This window comes from Pseudoxanthomonas sp. 97-1-1, assembly GCF_057773125.1.
On sequence record NZ_JBYMTJ010000003.1, the window covers coordinates 164,015 to 180,633 of the forward strand.

Below are 16,619 nucleotides of genomic sequence, written 5' to 3' on the forward strand. Positions count from 1 at the left end.
GTTCCGAGGATGAACCTCTTGAGCATCTATCCGAATCCGAACGCACCGGACCCGCGCCGCTGGCCCGCCTTGGCCGTGCTCCTGTCCGGCACGCTGCTGCCTCCGCTTGATTTTTTCATCGTCAACGTCACCTTGCCGAGCATCCGCGCCGACCTGCAGGCATCGGCCGACGTCGCGCAGCTGGTCGTGTCGGTCTATGCGATGGCCTACGCCGTCACCCTCATCCTGGGCGGTCGCCTGGGCGATCTCTATGGACGCCGGCGTACCTTCGTGGCCGGCATGTTCGGGTTTGGGCTGGCGTCGGCTCTATGTGGATTCGCAACGTCGCCAAGTGTGCTCATATTCGGCAGATTGCTGCAGGGCATCTCGGCCGCGGTCATGGCACCGCAGTCCTTGGCGTCCATCCACGCGCTGTTTCCAGCGAGCGAGAAGGGTCGAGCGCTCGGTCTTTACGGGGCGACATTCGGATTGGCCTCCGTCGGCGGACAGCTGCTGGGTGGGCTGCTGGTATCCGCTGATCTCTGGGATATGGGCTGGCGTAGCGTCTTCCTGATCAATCTTCCGGTCATCGCCCTGGCCATTCCGGCCGGGTTGATCCTGGTGCGCGAAACCCGCGGTGAGGAAGCGGGCGGCATGGATTTCGGCGGTGCGATCCTGCTGGCACTGGGCGTGCTGGCGCTGGTGGTTCCGCTGATCGAAGGTCGCGAACACGGGTGGCCGTTGTGGAGCCTGAGCGTGCTGGCAATGAGCCCAGCACTCCTGGCCCTGTTCTGGCGCTACGAGAAGCACCGGGAGCGCTTGGCTGCGTCGACGCTGGTTCCACCCTCGGTCATCTCGGCAACCCGTGGATTGGCTCTTGGTCTGCTGGCGGCGGTCATGCTGTATGCCTTGGCGGCGTTCTTCCTGACGTTCGCGGTGTACCAACAAGCCGGGCTGGGTCGCGGTGCGCTCGCAGCGGGCTTGGCGATTCTTCCACTCGGTATCGGACAGCTGTTGGGGCCGACGTGTGGCCTCCGCCTCTCGCGATGGTTGGGTTCGCGCGCAGCGACCTTCGGCATGAGCCTGGAAGCCCTCGGTCTGGTCCTGGCGGCTGGGGCGGCGGCGATCGACCGGCCGTCGTGGCTTTGGGTACCCCTGCTGGTGGTGGGGATCGGACAGGGCATCGCGCTGCCGGCGCTGGTGCGACTGAACGTCGATCTCGTGGAGCCACGCTGGGCAGGCTTGGCGGCCGGCATGGTCAGCGCAGCAATGCAGCTGGGCGCTGCGCTCTCCGTCGCCTTGGTGGGCGGTGTCTTCTTCTCGCTCGCGCCGGATGGAGCAGGCGTCGAAGACGTGGCATCCGGCTTCGCGGCCGCCTGCCTCATGATCGCCAGCGCCATGGCCATCGCCGCCGTTCTCAGCCGGAGGCTGGCGCTAACCACCACGAGGGGGGCGCCGGGCTCAGCAAATGAGTCGGCCATGGGCCAGCGATCCCCGACAACGACGCCGCCCGCAAACCGGACGCTCCCGGTGCAAACCACCCATCGGTCGGCATGAACCCGTCCATCCGATGCCACTCCATTGCGTTATCTACCTACTAATAGGTAGACTCACCCAACTTCAGCAAGGAACTCCTCATGGGCATATCTCCAATCGGTTGGCTCCACACGCTGGGCAGCCTCCCCGCGATCCCGCTGGCGGTCTACATGCTGGTCAGGCACGGGCGGATCGCTCCTGAGACTGCTGCCGGCCGCGCCTACTTCTGGTTCATGCTGCTGGGCATCCTCACGGTCTATCCCATCGCGCACCAGCCGGTGAGCTCGATCGTCGCGACGATCACCCTGGTGTTTCTGCTGGTCGGATACGGCATCGCGCTGTGGCGGCCGGCGAAGCGACTGTGGGCGTATGTCCAGACGATGTCGCTGAGCGTAACGGTGTTCCTGCTGATGGTCCCCACGGTGAGCGAAAGCCTGCGCAGGCTTCCTGTCGGCGATCCGGTGGTGACAGACTTAAAGGATCCGCTGCTGCTGGGTGTCCAGGGCGCGCTCTTCCTGGCGCTCATCGTGGGAATTCCACTGCAAATGCGAGCGCTTTATAAGCAGCGTCCCTATCGAGACCAGGTAACCCGTTGATGTCGTCCGCAGAAGCCCAGCCTCAGTATTCACCCAAGGCCCAAGAGATCATCCAGCGGGCCAACGAGCTGCTGGCTTCGGGTGGGTATAACGGCTTCAGCTATGCTGACATTGCCGAACTGGTGGATGTCAGGAAGGCCAGCATCCATCACCACTTCCCGGCCAAGGTGGACTTGGTTAAGGCGACCGTCGTTCAGCACCGGCAGGCGATGCGGCGAGGACTGCAGTCACTCAATGAATCGATCCCTGATCCGTACGCGCGACTGGTCGCCTATAGCCGCTATTGGGCGGACTGCATTCAGGAGTCGAATCCTCCCATCTGCATCTGCGCACTGCTTGCGGCTGAATTACCCAGTATCCCTGCAGAAGTAGCCGAGGAGGTCACGGGCCACTTCAACGATCTACAGACTTGGCTCGAAAAGACCATGACGGAGGGCGAGACGAAGGGCGTGATGCGCTTAGTTGAGCCGCCTGCTGGAGAAGCCGCGATGTTCATGGCCTCGATCCACGGGGCGATGCTCTCTGCTCGAGCTACTGGCAACGCATTGTTGTTCTGGCAGATCGCGAAGCTGTCTACAGATCGACTGAAAATCGAGTAGTACATCGTGCGATGTGCCTTTGAGTCGAAAGTGACCTAGCTGAGCTCCCTAGCACCTCTTAACTGAGGCGACACAGAGGCAGTTAGAGCCTCTCCATCCCACCTCGGGATTGGAGAAAGCCATGAAGCGAAGTTCAGGCCGCTCAGCGGCACGTCCTGCTTGGAATCTAGGCAAGCTAGTGGGACAGAAGGCGCCCCTAAAGCTCAAGGAGATCTGGTCGATTCGAGTCAGGCTTCAGCTCAAGGGCGATAGTCGGCAGTTGGCGCTCTTTGATCTCGCCATCGACAGCAAGCTTCGCGCGTGCGATCTGGTTGGGCTGCGGGTCCGTGACATCGCACATGGCATGCACATTGGCTCAAGAGCATGCGTCATCCAGCGCAAAACAAAGCGTCCTGTCCAGTTTGAGATAACGCCGCAGACTAGAGATGCATTGGTCGCTTGGATCGATAGTCAGAAGCTTGGCCTTGAGGATTACCTCTTCCCCGGCAGGCAGCGAGGCTCAACCCACCTCTCCACGCGCCAGTACGCCCGCTTGGTGAAGGCCTGGGTGCTCAGTATCGGTCTGGATCCAGTGGGCTACGGTACGCATTCCATGCGTCGCACCAAGGCATCGCTCATCTATCAACGTACCAAGAACCTGCGCGCCGTCCAGCTGCTGCTTGGGCACAGCAAGATCGAGAGTACCGTCCGCTACCTGGGGGTCGAAGTGGATGATGCCCTTGCGCTGGCAGAGCAGACCGAGGCATAGCGTTCCTCCGAAAGCGGCTTTAGAACGGCCGCTTTCGACCCGAAGCGGACATGATGTAGTGGCCGCTTGATGCAGCGGGCTGACCGTCCGCTGCACCTGCGCTCGGATACAGGCGAGTTGTGGGCTGACTAGACCAGCTTGTCGGGCGTGATGGGAAGATCGCGAATGCGCTTGCCTGTGGCGTGGTACACCGCATTGGCAATAGCAGCTGGAATGCCCACCATTCCGAGCTCTCCCATGCCCTTGACGCCCAGCGGGTTGACGATGGTGTCGTCTTCCTCGACGAAGATTGTCTCGATGGAGTGTATGTCGGCGTTCACTGGCACGTGGTAGTGCTGCAAGCTGGCATTCATGATGCGGCCGTAGCGGTGGTCGATCTCGGTGGCCTCTTCCAGGGCCATGCCGATACCCCAGACCACGCCGCCGATCTCCTGGCTGTGCGAGGCCAGGGGGTTGAGGATCTTGCCGCAGGCAGTGATCTCGATGACGCGGCTGACGCGGACCGTTCCAAGCTCGGGATCGACCTTGACCTCGACGAACTGGGCGCCGTGCGCGAGCGATGCGTACTTCTCGCGCTCGGGGGAAGGCTTTGAGTCGTAGACCTCGGTCAGCTCCTGCGTTCCAGCCCGTTGCATGATCGCGGCGATGTCGACCGAACGCGCCGCGTCGCTCTTCAGGCGCAGGCGGTTCTCAAACATCTCCACCTCATCGATCGAAGCACCTCGCAGCGGCGAGCCCGCGTCCTGGTTGGCTAGGCTCAGCAGCTTCTCGGTAATCGTCAAGGCAGCTCCGCGTACTGCGGACCCGACGCTGGACGTGGTCCAGGAGCCGCCTTGCGCGGGCGCGCGCGGCTGATCGGTATCACCCAACTCGAACTTCACTTTCTCCAGCGCCAAGCCTAGGAACTCGGCGGCGATCATGGTCATGACCGTATACGTGCCGGGCCCGATGTCACTGGTCGCACTGGCGACGCTGGCAGTGCCATCGGCCCGGTATGTCACCCGCGCACTGGCCGGCATCTGCATGGCGCCCCACACGCTGGAGGCCATACCCCAACCGACCAGCAGGTTGCCATCACGCATCGAGCGTGGCTCGGGATTGCGCTTGCTCCAGCCGAACTTTTCGGCGCCCAGTCGATAGCATTCGCGCAAGGCCTTGCTGGAAAACGGTTTGCCGCTCTCCGGATCCACTTCGGCGTAGTTGATCAGGCGAAGTTCCAGCGGATCGATCTTCAGCGCGTAGGCCAACTCATCCATCGCGCTTTCAAGGGCGAACATGCCGCTCACTGCTCCGGGAGCTCGCATCCACGTGGGGGTGGCCAGGTCGGTGGCGGCGATCTTCAGCGGCGCGTGCAAGTTGGGGCAGGCATAGACCTGCTTGAGAAAGCCCGTGGTGTTGTCCGAGAAGGACTCGAAGGAAGAGGTGTTGTGGAAGGCTTCATGGATGATGGCCTGCAGCTTGCCGTCAGGTGCTGCGCCCAGTGCAACCTTCTGGATCGTCTCGGGGCGGTATCCGTGTCCGGTGAACATCTGCGCGCGGGTGAAGACCACCTTGACCGGCCGCTTGAGCTCGCGCGCGGCCATGGCGGTCAGCGAAGGGTAGTAGTTGGGCTTGAGCGAGGCGCCGAATGCACCGCCCACGAAGGGAGACACCACGCGGATATTGCCGGTGGGCACGCCGAGGCCTTGCGACAGATGCTGCTGTACGCCGTAGACGTTCTGCGTCTTGTCGAAGATCGTCAGTTGATCGCCTTCCCAGAACGCGATGGCGGCGTGCGGCTCCATCGGATTGTGGTGTTCGATCGGAATTCGGTATTCGGAATTGACCTTGACGGCAGCGGCTTGCAGAGCAGCCTTCGGATTGCCGCGCGGTGGCGCCTCTTGGGGCGCTGGCTTGGCCCGATCCAGCAGGGTGGCCACGTTGGTCTCATGCGGCTGCGCCTGGTAGCTCACCTGCACCAGCCGCGCGGCATGACGCGCTTGTTCGTAGGTCTCCGCCACAACGAGGGCGATCGGTTGGCCGTTGAAGAAGACCTGGTCCGATTGCAGGGGCCAGGCCCACGTGGGCGACGCATCGGCCGCCGGCGGCTTGCCCAATTTGCCGGCATTGAGATGGGTAAATACCTTGATCACGCCGGCAGAAGATTCGGCCGCACGGGTGTCGATCTGGGTGATCCGCCCCTTGGCGATCGTACTCAAGACGATGAAACCGTACGTCAGGTGAGGGATCTGGAACTCGGCGGCGTACTTGGCCTTGCCGGTGACCTTGGCGATCCCGTCTACGCGTGTTGTTTCCTTGCCCAGGTAACGAGCCATGGTGATTCTCCTCAAGCCAGGTGCGCAGCGCGCATCAGGGCGCGCACGATGGCGCGTTGGGCCAGTTCGACCTTGTAGCCGTTGTGGGCCAGGGGCCGCGCCTGCTGCAGCCCCATCTGGGCAGCCTGCTGGAACAAGGCTTCACCAAGTCGCTGACCCTTCAATGCCGCCTCGGCCTCGGCGCTGCGCCACGGCTTGTGCGCCACGCTACCCAGGACCAGCCGTGCATCCTTGATGGCGCCGTTCTCCACGCGGAGTGCAGCCGCCACGGCCACCAGGGCGAAGGCGTAGGAACTGCGGTCGCGGACCTTCAGGTAATACGAATGGCGGGCGAACTCGGCCGAGGCCACCGGCAACTGGATGGCCACGATCAATTCGCCGTGCTCCAGCACAGTGTCTCTGTGCGGCTCGTCGCCTGGCAGGCGATGGAACTCGCCAATGGGAATCAAGCGTTCTTTCCCGCCGGCACCGCGCACGCGCACGCTGGCATCGAGCGCGTACAGCGCATTGGCCATGTCGCCGGGATAGGTCGCCACGCACGCCTCGCTCCAGCCCAGGATCGCGTGGATCTTGTTCAGGCCCTCGCGCGCGCCACAGCCACTGCCTGGTTCGCGCTTGTTGCACGGCATGGCGGTGTCGTAGAAGTAGTTGCAGCGGGTGCGTTGGAGCAGGTTGCCGCCATTGCTGGCCATGTTGCGCAGTTGGCCCGAGGCCCCGGCCACGATGGCCTGGGTCAGCAGCGGATAGTTCTCGCGGATCAGCGGATGGTTGGCCGTCTGCGTATTGGTGGCCAGGGCACCCAGCGACAGGCCCGCACGCGAACGCTCGATCTTGTGGAGCGGCAGGTGAGAGATGTCCACCAGGCGTGTGGGCCGCTCCACGTCCTCCTTCATCAGGTCGACCAGATTGGTGCCACCGGCCAGGAACTTCGCCCCGGCCACGCCGGCCACAGCCTCCACCCCGGCGCCCGCGTTCTCGGCGCGGACGTACTCAAACGGTCTCATGGCCCGTCTCCTTGCGTACCGCAGCCATCTGGGTTTCGGTCGCGAACTGCCAGGTCTGGGCGCTCTGACGTCCCGAATGCGCTTCCTGAACCGCCGCCACGATGCCGGGATAGGCACCGCACCGGCAGATATTGCCGCTCATCCGCTCGCGAATCTCGTCATTGCTCAATGACGTCGTGCCAGCACCCACGTCAGCGGTGACATGGCTGACGTGGCCGCGACGGGCTTCGCTCAGCACGCCGACGGCCGAGCAGATCTGGCCCGGGGTGCAATAGCCGCACTGGAAGGCATCGTGCTTGATGAAAGCGGCCTGCATGGGGTGCAGCTGATCGCCCTCAGCCAGCCCCTCGATGGTGGTGACCTTGCGCCCTTCCAGCGTGGCGGCCAGCGTCAAACAGGACAAGGCGCGCTCGCCGTCGATGAGCACGGTGCACGCACCACATTGGCCCTGGTCGCAGCCCTTCTTCGTGCCGGTCATGCCCAGCCGCTCACGCAGGGCATCGAGCAACACCACGCGGGAGTCCAGTTCCAACGATTGAGGCTTCCCGTTGATGGTCAGGCTAACCTTGACCACGTTCTGGGCCTTGATGGGTGCCATCGCTGCACCCTCGGCCAGGGGCATGTGCGCGAGCGCCGATTCCTGGGCAAGAAGGTTGGCGGCAAACAGACCGATGCCACCGACGGCCGAGGTAACCATGAAGTCGCGACGCGACTGGCCCACCCCATCCAGCGTTGGCATTTCTGCGAGAAGGGCCGCCTCGTCTTCATTCAACTCGACGGGCTCGTTCGGGAGCGTGTGCGGCATGACAGTGTCCTCTCTGGAACGCGCTAAGCGTCGGCGATGTGGCTGGCCCAGGATGGATCGGTCGCAAGTACGGCACGTGCAGGGACCAATCGGGAACTTATCCAATTCCTGGTTAAAAATGCATATCTGTCTGAAACTAGCCCCTATAAGCCGGGCTAATCAATCGGGATTGCGGTGAAGGGTGTGGTATCCGGGGCGAAGTGGGTCCCTCGGATAAAGCAGGTGAGTCGGACGATGGTGTCCGGCCCATCCGCTGGAAAGTCCTGCCTGATGCCTGCTATCGAAGTTGGCAGGTCCACTCACGCTTCCGCGCTCGTGTGCTCAGGGACGGTGTCGGGCTGGGCAGCCGTCGGCAATGGATCCCCGTGCCGCTGACTGCCGGTCCCTCCGCAGACGCGTTTCTGCCAAGCCACTGCAATATCTGCCAGGACGGAAATCGCCAGTGAGCTCGCATCCCGCGCCTTGGGGAAGATGCCGATCGGTGCCTTGATTCTCGCAACATCCCCGGTCCGGTAGCCCAGCGCGAGCAGCGCACGTGTTCTGCGCTCGTGGGTTCGCGTGCTCCCCAAAGCGCCTATGTAGAAGGGCGCTGCGTCCAAGGCCTCCCGCAACGGTCGTACCTCACGGTCCAGGTCATGAAACAGCAGCGCGATCGCGGTGAACTCATCGATCGACGGCAACGGCGCTGCGTCATTGGCCAAGGCCACCTCGTACCCTCCAGCCCGTCCGAGCGATGCAGCACAAGAAGCTTCAATGGAGCTTCCGAAGATCACCAGCCTGGGCCTGGGGGGCAGGGCGAGAAGGAACTGGCCATCTCTCCAGCCTGTGAATGCAGCGTGGGGAACAAAGGCAAGGGACGAGTCGGACGGAACATATGCCAGTCCTGCCGACTGCCGTCGATAGAGTCGCTCCAAGGTGTGCTGGAGGGGGGCGCCGCTTCGGATAACGTGGATGGCGAGCGTGATCCCTCCACCGCAGGGCAGCACGATGTCGAAATAGTCGGAGCCCTCGCCAAAGCGAACGACACGGTCCCGCCCGGAGGCAATGGCTTCAGATGCCTCACGGGCCGCTGCAGCCTCTACACAACCGCCCGAGACGAATCCGCAGTAGCGGCCATCAGCCAGGACCACCATTTGCGCGCCAGGCTGACGGGCAGCTCCGCCATGTACTTCCACCAGGGTCACCAGCGCGGCGGGGATGCCAGCAGCGACTGCGTCTGCGGCGTACTGAAGAATCTCCAGCGCATCGTCAGTGAGTACGTCCTGCCGGGCAGCGGGGATGCCGCCGCGCGGCGGAAACTCGTGGGTGTGAGTGTTGGGTAGCACGGCAGCGCAGGTTCCTTGGAGTGATCGTGCCGGCGAAGGCGAACCCGCGAAAGCCGGGACGCCGTTGGCGTCTGTGCTTGCGTGGCGTCAGAGCCGAAGGGCTTCAACGACAAGCGTGAAGGCAGGAGACGGCTGCCGACGGCTGGGGTAGTACAGGTGGTATCCCGGGAACGGAGGGCACCAGTCCTCCAACACCCGGATCAGCCTGCCGTCTTCCAGATGAGGCGCGAACTCACCCTCGGGCAGAAAGGCGATACCCAAGCCCATCACTGCGGCCTCCACGATATGGGGCGAGGTATTGAAGATGGCCTGTCCGCTGGCCCTGAAATTGAGCTCTCGCGCCTTCTTCTCGAATTCCCAGACGTAAACCCCACCGCGTGTGGGCTGGCGGATGTTGATGCAGTTGTGATCGACCAGATCCTGTGGCTTCTTGGGTAGCGCACGCGTGGCGAAGTAGGCCGGCGCGGCCACGGCGGCCATCCGCAGCGGCGGGGTGATCGGCACGGCGATCATGTCCTGGTCGATGGCCTCGCCAAGACGAACGCCCGCATCGAAACGGTCGGCCACGATGTCGCGAAAGCCGTAGCAGACATCGAATTCGATGTTGATGTCGGGATACTCCCTCATCAGCGGAACCAGCTTGGGCAGAAGCACCGACTTGAGGACCTGATCGCCTGAGGTGATCCGCACCGAGCCGGCGGGCTTGTCCCGCAGCTCAGTGATGGCGTCCAGTTCGGCTTCAATTTCATCGAAACGATGGCCGATTGCCTTGAGCAGGCGCTCGCCCGCGGCCGTGGGAGAGACGCTGCGTGTAGTCCGCGTCAGCAGCCGGATCTCAAGCCTGGCCTCCAACGCCTTGATCGCCTGGCTCAACGCCGACTGGGTAACCCCCAGGATCGCAGCGGCGCGGGTGAAGCTGCCTTCCCGGGCCACGGTCACGAAGGCGACAAGATCATTGAGGTTGCGCTTAGCCATGAGGCTAGTCTGCCACCACTATTGATTAGGTGAGCTTATAGGGTAAATCAGTATTTATTATCTAATCAAAGCGGCGCGCGCCCGACAGAATGACCTCCGATACCCGTGCCACCAGGCACGCCATCCCTCCGGAGCCGACATGACTGTCAACGCCTATGGCGCCCACGCAGGCGACAAGCCGCTGGAACCCATCGAGATTACCCGCCGAGCCCCTGGTCTCCACGACGTCCAGATCGACATCGCCTACTGCGGCATCTGCCATTCCGACCTGCACCAGGTCCGCGCTGAATGGGCCGGCACCCTGTTCCCCTGCGTGCCGGGCCACGAGATCGTGGGCCGGGTGTCCGCCGTCGGTGCGCAGGTGTCGGGCTTCGCCGTCGGCGACCTGGTCGGCGTGGGCTGCCTGGTCGACAGCTGCCAGCACTGCGAGGACTGCGAGAGCGGGCTGGAGAACTACTGCGACAACACGGTGCTGACCTACAACTCGCCTTCCGCCGATGCGCCTGGCCACACGCTGGGGGGTTACTCCGAGCAGATCGTGGTGCACGAGCGATATGTGCTGCACGTGCGTCATCCGGAGGAGCAATTGGCCGCGGTCGCTCCGCTGCTCTGTGCAGGCATCACGACCTACTCGCCTCTGCGTCATTGGAACGCCGGTCCGGGCAAGAAGGTGGGAATCGTCGGTATTGGTGGCCTGGGCCACATGGGTGTGAAGCTGGCCCATGCAATGGGCGCCCATGTCGTGGCCTTCACCACCTCCGATTCCAAGCGCCAGGCCGCCCTGGATCTCGGCGCCGACGAGGTGGTGGTTTCGCGTAATGCTGAGGAAATGGCAAAGCACGCCAACAGCTTCGACCTGATCGTCAACACCGTGGCCGCACCGCACGACCTGGATGCCTTCCTGTTGCTGCTCAAGCGCGATGGGACGATGACCCTTGTCGGTGCGCCTGCCACCCCGCACCCGTCGCCCGGGGTCTTCAACCTGATCCTGAAGCGCCGTTCGATTGCGGGCTCGGCCATCGGTGGCATCCCTGAAACCCAGCAGATGCTCGATTTCTGTGCCGACCACGGCATCGTCGCGGATATCGAGCTCATCCGCGCCGATGAAATCAACGATGCGTACGAGCGGATGCTCAAGGGCGATGTCAAGTATCGCTTCGTCATCGACAACGCCACGTTGTCCGCGTAATCGAGGAAAAAACATGAAGAAGACATTGCTGTCACTGGCCCTGCTGGCCAGCTCATTCACTGCGTTGGGGCAAGACATGTCAAATGGTGCAAACAACTTCTACAAGAGTGATCGGCTGGTCGCGGAGAAGGTCGCTTTCGACAACCAGTACCGGATGAGAGTCGCCGGCAACCTGTTCCTGCCCAAGGACCGCAAACCGGGCGTCCGGTATCCGGCAATCATCGTGGGCCATCCGATGGGCGCGGTGAAGGAGCAAAGCTCCAATCTGTACGCGCAGAAGTTGGCCGAGCAGGGTTTCATTACCCTGGCGATCGACTTGCCGTTCTGGGGCGAGAGCGAGGGGCAGCCACGCAACGCGGTAGCGCCGGATCTCTATGCGGAAGCATTCAGTGCAGCCGTGGACTACCTGGGTACCCATACGTTCGTGGACCGCGAGCGGATTGGCGTGCTGGGCATCTGCGGCAGTGGCAGCTTCGTCATCAGTGCGGCAAAGATCGATCCGCGCATGAAGGCCATCGCCACCGTGAGCATGTACGACATGGGGGCCGCCAACCGCAACGCGCTCAACCACTCACTGACGCTCGAACAGCGCAAGCAGATCATCGCTGCGGCGTCGGAACAACGCTACGCCGAGTTCGAAGGTGGGGAAGTTGCGGTGTCGGGCGGCACGGACTTGGAACTGACCGAGGATACCCATTCCATCCAGCGCGAGTTCTACGATTTCTATCGCACCTCGCGCGGCGAGTTCACCCCTGCTGGCGCCTCGGACCAGAGAACCACGAAGCCGACCGTCACCAGCAACGTCAAGTTCATGAACTTCTACCCGTTCAACGACATCGAGACCGTCTCGCCACGGCCCATGCTGTTCATCACTGGCGATCAGGCGCACTCGAAGGAGTTCAGCGAAGAAGCCTATCGCCTGGCCGGTCAACCCAAGGAACTCCATTGGGTGAAAGGCGCGGGGCACGTGGATCTCTACGACAGAACCGACTTGATCCCGTTCGAGAAGCTGGCTTCCTTTTTCAAGCAGAACCTCCGGTAGGACCTGTCCATGGCGACCGCAGCTCGGTCTGCTGCCATCACTTCCGAGGAACCTTTGAATGAATACCTCTCTTCTTGGAGCCAACCTACTGGCAGCGATGCTGCCCATCGCTTCGGTCGAGGCGACCGAGGCCGTCGGGCCGGCTGACGCCCAACAGATCAGGCGGGTGGGAAGCCAGTCATCACAGACTGGCCCGGCTGACTACTTCACCGGCCGCGTGCGGGTTGACCACGTCTGGCAGGCGGACGATCACCTGAATACCTCGGGCGCCATGGTGACATTCGAGCCTGGCGCGCGTTCCGCGTGGCACACCCATCCCGCAGGCCAGCGCTTGATGATCGTCTCTGGCGTGGGGCTTACGCAGCAATGGGGAAAAAGCGTGCAGGAGTTGCATCCTGGTGACGTGGTCGTGTGTCCACCCGGGATCAAGCATTGGCATGGTGCTGCGCCCACCACGGCGATGAGCCACCTAGCGGTCACAGGCACGGTGGATGGCAAGAATGTGGAGTGGATGGAGAAGGTCAGCGATGTCCAGTACAACGCTCGTTGAAGCGATCCGTCCCCAAGCCAGGCTTGGCTTCCTTGCTGGGGTTCTCTGCTGTGTCACGGCGGTCTGTCGGGCGGCGCCCAATCCGCAGGACGGCCCGACAATACGCAGCGTTCAAGCTTCATCCGACACGCTCTCGGATCGGCAGCGTGTGATCGTACCCATCGCGGCATTCGCTGCGTCGGGAGAGATGCACAAGCTCGGCACCGCCCTCAATCAGGGCCTGGATACGGGACTGACGGTGAGCGATGTCAAGGAAGTCCTGGTGCAGGTGTACGCCTACGCGGGCTTTCCCAGAAGTCTCAACGCACTTGGAGAGTTCATGGCCGTTCTGGATGCGCGCCGGCAGCGCGGCATCGAGGATGCGCCTGGTCGCGGACCAGGCAAGGCGATTCCGCAAGGTGATGCGCTCTTGGCTGCGGGCGCTTCCAACCAGACCAGGTTGTTGGGCGGCCCTGCAGAGGGGCCGCTGTTCGACTTCGCCCCGGCCATTGACGAGTACCTCAAGACACATCTGTTCGGCGACATCTTCGAGCGCGACAACCTCGACTGGAAGAGCCGGGAGATCGCCACGGTCAGCATGCTGTCCGTGCTGCCGGGTGCGGAATCCCAGTTGCAGGCGCATATGCGCATCAGCATGAATGTCGGTATCACCGCCGACCAACTGCGCCAACTTGCTGAAGTACTGGCTGATCACGTGGAGAGTGAACCTGCGCACCGTGCTCGGCACGCACTGTCCAACGCGACACGGGCAACAGGTGCCAATTGATATGCAAACCGTCCCTTGCCGTCATCAGCGCGCCAAACGACCGTGGGTCCCGGCATGACTGGCGCTCCAACAACGCTGCCGGCTGACGGCATGGAAGAGGTGACGAAGGCACAACCCGCAAGCTGGGGTGGTGTCTTCGCCATGACACTGTGCGTGTTTGCATTGATTGCGTCCGAGTTCATGCCTGTCAGCCTTCTTACGCCAATCGCCGCTGACCTGGCGGTCAGCAAGGGGTCGGCGGGCTACGGCATCGCGATCTCCGGCGCATTCGCGGTGCTGACCAGCCTGTCGATCTCCACCGTGGCCGGCAGCATCAACCGCAAGACGCTGTTGCTGGTGCTGACGGGCCTGATGGCAGTTTCAGGTGCTGTCGTGGCATTGGCACCCAACTACCCGATTTACATGCTGGGCCGCGCGCTCCTGGGGGTGGTGGTCGGCGGTTTCTGGTCGATGTCCGCCGCCACGGCCATGCGCCTGGTGCCGCCTTCAAAAGTGCCGCGCGCGTTGGCCATCTTCAACGGAGGGAACGCGCTGGCAACCGTGATTGCGGCGCCACTGGGCAGCTATCTGGGCTCGATCATCGGCTGGCGCGGCGCGTTCTACTGCCTCGTGCCCGTGGCGGTCATCGCACTGGTATGGCAATGGATCAGCTTGCCTACCATGCCCTCCGCGAATGCGTCCGCATCTGCCAGTGCACTCCGGTTGCTTCAACGCCGATCCGTCGCGCTGGGTATGGCCGCCTGTGGTGCGTTCTTCATGGGGCAGTTCGCATTGTTCACCTACGTCCGACCCTTCCTTGAAACGGTCACGCACGTAGAGGTGTCCACACTTTCGCTCATCCTTCTGGTCATCGGTGTGGCCGGTTTCATCGGCACCGCCGTCATCGGCACCTTCCTGAAGCGTGGCCTGTATCGAACCCTGATTGCCATCCCGCTGTTGATGGCCTTCATCGCACTTGCGCTTATCCCGCTGGGCGCCTGGGTGACTGGCGTAGCGATCCTGTTTGGTCTTTGGGGGCTGATGGCCACTGCCGCCCCCGTCGGCTGGTGGAGCTGGATTGCGCAGGAGTTGCCGAAGGACGCCGAAGCTGGCGGCGGATTAATGGTGGCAGTGGTCCAACTGGCCATCGCCCTGGGCTCAACCGCAGGCGGGATGCTGTTCGACCACGCCGGCTACCAGGCTACCTTTGCAATGAGCGCTGCCGTACTGCTGTTTGCCGCCTTTCTGACACGGGCGGTCGCACGATCGTGCGCGCAGCCCTCGGTATAAGCGGTCCATCCTTCGAGGAATCGTGCCATGAGCTCAGATACTGGGGACCTCACTCAAAACCGCTTGTCGAAACGTGGATGCCTGCGCGGGTTGGGCGTGCTGCTCGGCCTGACGATCCTGGGGGGCTGCAAGGCCAGCCAGTTCGAGGCACCCGTCATCGTCGCCCAGGATGCGCGTCGCGCATCCACCACTCCGGAGGATGCTCGCATGTGGATGACCATAGGAGAACGCCGTTTCGCCATCACCTTGGCTGATACCGTGGCAGCACGCGCGTTCATGGCCAAGCTTCCGTTGACGCTTGATATGGCAGAACTCAACGGCAATGAGAAGCACGTTGATCTGCCTCAAGCGCTTCCAACCAAGGCGGAGCGCCCAGGCACGATCCACAACGGCGATCTGATGCTCTATGGCTCCAATACGGTGGTCATCTTCTACAAGACATTTCGTTCGCCTTACGCCTATACGCGGCTCGGGCGCATTGACGATCCCAATGGCCTCAGCGAGTCGCTTGGACCGCGCAACAGCCTAGTGATGTTCACCGAAAACTAGCCACGTTCTAGGCAGACGACCGGCCGAGTGCGCTTATGTCCGCTTCTGGCCGGAAGCGGACGGTCAGGTGTTGCACTGATCGTATGAAACTGTCGCCGAGAGCGGGCGTTCGACGTGCGGCGATTGCGGTAAACATCAGCCGAAGGTCAGCCCGAGGTGAAACGCGCGGTCAACACATGGCGCGCCTTCTAGCGATGACGGGCGGTGATAGTGTTTGTACACTCATCGATAAAAGGACCCAGCCGTGACCGCCGAATCTGATGCATTTGAGCAACTGAACCAGCGAATCTCCCAATTGCTCCAGGGCTCGGACGCGATCGTGCAATGGGACGCTCACATCCAGGACCCGGACAGCTCCGGCGATTCGCGCCAGATCGACGTGCTAATCATCGGCGCCGATGGAAAGCGCACTTCAGTTGAATGCCGCGAGCGCGGCGGCGCGCAATGTGTCATGTGGATCGAGGAGCTGATCAGGCGCAAGCTTAGCCTTGGCCTCGACGGCATGATCGCCGTGTCGGTAAAAGGATTCTCCGCCCTAGCACGAACCAAGGCGGAGCGTTACGGCATCGTGCTGTACGACTTTGACCAGTTGAGCGACGCTGAGATCGCGTCTTGGGGTGGCGCGGTGCGAGTCGAATCCGTCTTCGTCCAATTCTCGCTGCTGGACATCGTTGCTGGCATTGAAGTCGGATCCGAAGCTCGTCTCAACCCGGATCCGGCTGGTACCGTGTTCTTACGTGGCGTCCAGGATGGCTTCGCTGCTGTGCAGGACTCCTTGCGTGACGACATCGAAGCGAATCCTAAGCAGATGCGAACATGCGAACTTGATCCTAGTGGCTACACGATCGACGGCATCCCGTTAACCTTAGTTCGGTGTGGCTACGTTGGCCATCTTGTGACTCGAGGGGCTTCCTGCACGTATACCGCGCTCGTGGATGCCCCAGGCACGACACGACCACTGCGCTCCACGCAGGTTCAGCGCTTCGAGCACTCGGTACACGAGGTCCTGCAGCATGCTGGCGAAGCCCACCTGCAGATCGATGTGAGCAAGGTGCGGCCGCCAGACAACGCAATCTTGCACGAGACGCGGATCATCTTCCCGCAGCCAGTTCGCGTAACTCGATATGAGCTCATCGGGAACCGTCGGATGCTGTCGACCGCCGATCAGGTAGCGCTCAATATCGTCACCACCTCGTAGCGTTGCTGGCGAAGCTACGCACAGAGAGGCCGACGGCGTGAGCGCGGCGTTTTGTGGCGTTGCAGGCCATGACGGGCCTTGGGCGATTTGGTTCGCGCGCGTGCATACAGCGCGGTGCTCTCGCTGAGGCCTGTGGCGCATCACCAGCGCGATCATCGCGATGCCTGCGCGAGG

General features: G+C 62.6%; 16 protein-coding genes. 11 read left to right on the forward strand and 5 right to left on the reverse strand.

Annotation, left to right across the window (positions count from 1 at the left end; all coding sequences use genetic code 11):
• The first annotated feature begins 18 nt into the window (after positions 1–18).
• The 4 genes from AC3DET_RS12550 (at position 19) to AC3DET_RS12565 (ending at position 3,458) form a co-directional block, all read left to right on the forward strand.
• A complete protein-coding gene (locus AC3DET_RS12550) occupies positions 19–1,536 on the forward strand; it encodes an MFS transporter (RefSeq protein WP_488391845.1) in 1,518 nt (505 codons plus the stop codon).
• A gap of 80 nt (positions 1,537–1,616) precedes the next feature.
• Positions 1,617–2,111: a hypothetical protein gene (locus AC3DET_RS12555; RefSeq protein ID WP_488391846.1), complete on the forward strand. Its 495-nt coding sequence runs from the start codon at positions 1,617–1,619 to the stop codon at positions 2,109–2,111.
• Complete coding sequence (locus tag AC3DET_RS12560; RefSeq protein ID WP_192312107.1) at positions 2,111–2,710, forward strand: TetR/AcrR family transcriptional regulator; 600 nt, start codon at positions 2,111–2,113, stop codon at positions 2,708–2,710. Before AC3DET_RS12555 ends, AC3DET_RS12560 begins: the two co-directional genes overlap by 1 nt.
• A gap of 121 nt (positions 2,711–2,831) precedes the next feature.
• Positions 2,832–3,458, forward strand: a complete 627-nt coding sequence (locus AC3DET_RS12565) for a tyrosine-type recombinase/integrase (RefSeq protein WP_488391847.1) — start codon at positions 2,832–2,834, stop codon at positions 3,456–3,458.
• Between the two features lie 128 nt (positions 3,459–3,586).
• On the opposite strand, the gene AC3DET_RS12570 is transcribed toward AC3DET_RS12565, so the two are convergent.
• From AC3DET_RS12570 to AC3DET_RS12590, 5 genes are all read right to left on the reverse strand, one after another.
• Positions 3,587–5,773, reverse strand: coding sequence for a xanthine dehydrogenase family protein molybdopterin-binding subunit (locus tag AC3DET_RS12570; protein ID WP_488391848.1), 2,187 nt, complete (start codon positions 5,771–5,773; stop codon positions 3,587–3,589).
• An 11-nt stretch (positions 5,774–5,784) separates the two neighbouring features.
• The gene (locus AC3DET_RS12575; RefSeq protein WP_488391849.1) at positions 5,785–6,777 is read right to left on the reverse strand and encodes an FAD binding domain-containing protein; all 993 of its coding nucleotides are present in this window, start codon (positions 6,775–6,777) and stop codon (positions 5,785–5,787) included.
• A complete protein-coding gene (locus AC3DET_RS12580) occupies positions 6,764–7,507 on the reverse strand; it encodes a 2Fe-2S iron-sulfur cluster-binding protein (protein WP_488392151.1) in 744 nt (247 codons plus the stop codon). Before AC3DET_RS12580 ends, AC3DET_RS12575 begins: the two co-directional genes overlap by 14 nt.
• A gap of 374 nt (positions 7,508–7,881) precedes the next feature.
• Complete coding sequence (locus tag AC3DET_RS12585; protein ID WP_488391850.1) at positions 7,882–8,907, reverse strand: XdhC family protein; 1,026 nt, start codon at positions 8,905–8,907, stop codon at positions 7,882–7,884.
• A gap of 87 nt (positions 8,908–8,994) precedes the next feature.
• Positions 8,995–9,882 (reverse strand): LysR family transcriptional regulator, encoded by an 888-nt coding sequence (locus AC3DET_RS12590; protein WP_241045677.1) that lies wholly within the window; start codon positions 9,880–9,882, stop codon positions 8,995–8,997.
• Positions 9,883–10,021: 139 nt separating this feature from the next.
• On the opposite strand from AC3DET_RS12590, the gene AC3DET_RS12595 reads away from it, so the two are divergent.
• The 7 genes from AC3DET_RS12595 (at position 10,022) to AC3DET_RS12625 (ending at position 16,445) form a co-directional block, all read left to right on the forward strand.
• A complete protein-coding gene (locus tag AC3DET_RS12595) occupies positions 10,022–11,071 on the forward strand; it encodes an NAD(P)-dependent alcohol dehydrogenase (protein WP_488391851.1) in 1,050 nt (349 codons plus the stop codon).
• A 13-nt stretch (positions 11,072–11,084) separates the two neighbouring features.
• Positions 11,085–12,113, forward strand: coding sequence for an alpha/beta hydrolase (locus tag AC3DET_RS12600; RefSeq protein ID WP_488391852.1), 1,029 nt, complete (start codon positions 11,085–11,087; stop codon positions 12,111–12,113).
• 58 nt (positions 12,114–12,171) lie between these two features.
• On the forward strand, positions 12,172–12,663 hold the full coding sequence (locus tag AC3DET_RS12605) for a (R)-mandelonitrile lyase (protein ID WP_488391853.1): 492 nt from the start codon (positions 12,172–12,174) through the stop codon (positions 12,661–12,663).
• Positions 12,641–13,429 carry a carboxymuconolactone decarboxylase family protein gene (locus AC3DET_RS12610; RefSeq protein ID WP_488391854.1) on the forward strand — a complete coding sequence of 263 codons (789 nt, stop codon included), beginning with the start codon at positions 12,641–12,643 and terminating at the stop codon, positions 13,427–13,429. The genes AC3DET_RS12605 and AC3DET_RS12610 overlap by 23 nt, the downstream gene beginning before the upstream one ends.
• A gap of 90 nt (positions 13,430–13,519) precedes the next feature.
• Positions 13,520–14,698 (forward strand): MFS transporter, encoded by a 1,179-nt coding sequence (locus AC3DET_RS12615; protein ID WP_488391855.1) that lies wholly within the window; start codon positions 13,520–13,522, stop codon positions 14,696–14,698.
• A gap of 27 nt (positions 14,699–14,725) precedes the next feature.
• Complete coding sequence (locus AC3DET_RS12620) at positions 14,726–15,247, forward strand: cyclophilin-like fold protein (protein WP_488391856.1); 522 nt, start codon at positions 14,726–14,728, stop codon at positions 15,245–15,247.
• Positions 15,248–15,491: 244 nt separating this feature from the next.
• Complete coding sequence (locus AC3DET_RS12625) at positions 15,492–16,445, forward strand: hypothetical protein (protein ID WP_488391857.1); 954 nt, start codon at positions 15,492–15,494, stop codon at positions 16,443–16,445.
• Positions 16,446–16,619 lie beyond the last annotated feature (174 nt).

Coding starts and splice junctions, on each gene's coding strand:
- AC3DET_RS12555 (WP_488391846.1), top strand. CDS start 1,617: ATGGGCATATCTCCAATCGGTTGGCTCCACACGCTGGGCAGCCTCCCC.
- AC3DET_RS12560 (WP_192312107.1), top strand. CDS start 2,111: ATGTCGTCCGCAGAAGCCCAGCCTCAGTATTCACCCAAGGCCCAAGAG.
- AC3DET_RS12565 (WP_488391847.1), top strand. CDS start 2,832: ATGAAGCGAAGTTCAGGCCGCTCAGCGGCACGTCCTGCTTGGAATCTA.
- AC3DET_RS12570 (WP_488391848.1), bottom strand. CDS start 5,773: ATGGCTCGTTACCTGGGCAAGGAAACAACACGCGTAGACGGGATCGCC.
- AC3DET_RS12575 (WP_488391849.1), bottom strand. CDS start 6,777: ATGAGACCGTTTGAGTACGTCCGCGCCGAGAACGCGGGCGCCGGGGTG.
- AC3DET_RS12590 (WP_241045677.1), bottom strand. CDS start 9,882: ATGGCTAAGCGCAACCTCAATGATCTTGTCGCCTTCGTGACCGTGGCC.
- AC3DET_RS12595 (WP_488391851.1), top strand. CDS start 10,022: ATGACTGTCAACGCCTATGGCGCCCACGCAGGCGACAAGCCGCTGGAA.
- AC3DET_RS12600 (WP_488391852.1), top strand. CDS start 11,085: ATGAAGAAGACATTGCTGTCACTGGCCCTGCTGGCCAGCTCATTCACT.
- AC3DET_RS12605 (WP_488391853.1), top strand. CDS start 12,172: ATGAATACCTCTCTTCTTGGAGCCAACCTACTGGCAGCGATGCTGCCC.
- AC3DET_RS12610 (WP_488391854.1), top strand. CDS start 12,641: ATGTCCAGTACAACGCTCGTTGAAGCGATCCGTCCCCAAGCCAGGCTT.
- AC3DET_RS12615 (WP_488391855.1), top strand. CDS start 13,520: ATGGAAGAGGTGACGAAGGCACAACCCGCAAGCTGGGGTGGTGTCTTC.
- AC3DET_RS12620 (WP_488391856.1), top strand. CDS start 14,726: ATGAGCTCAGATACTGGGGACCTCACTCAAAACCGCTTGTCGAAACGT.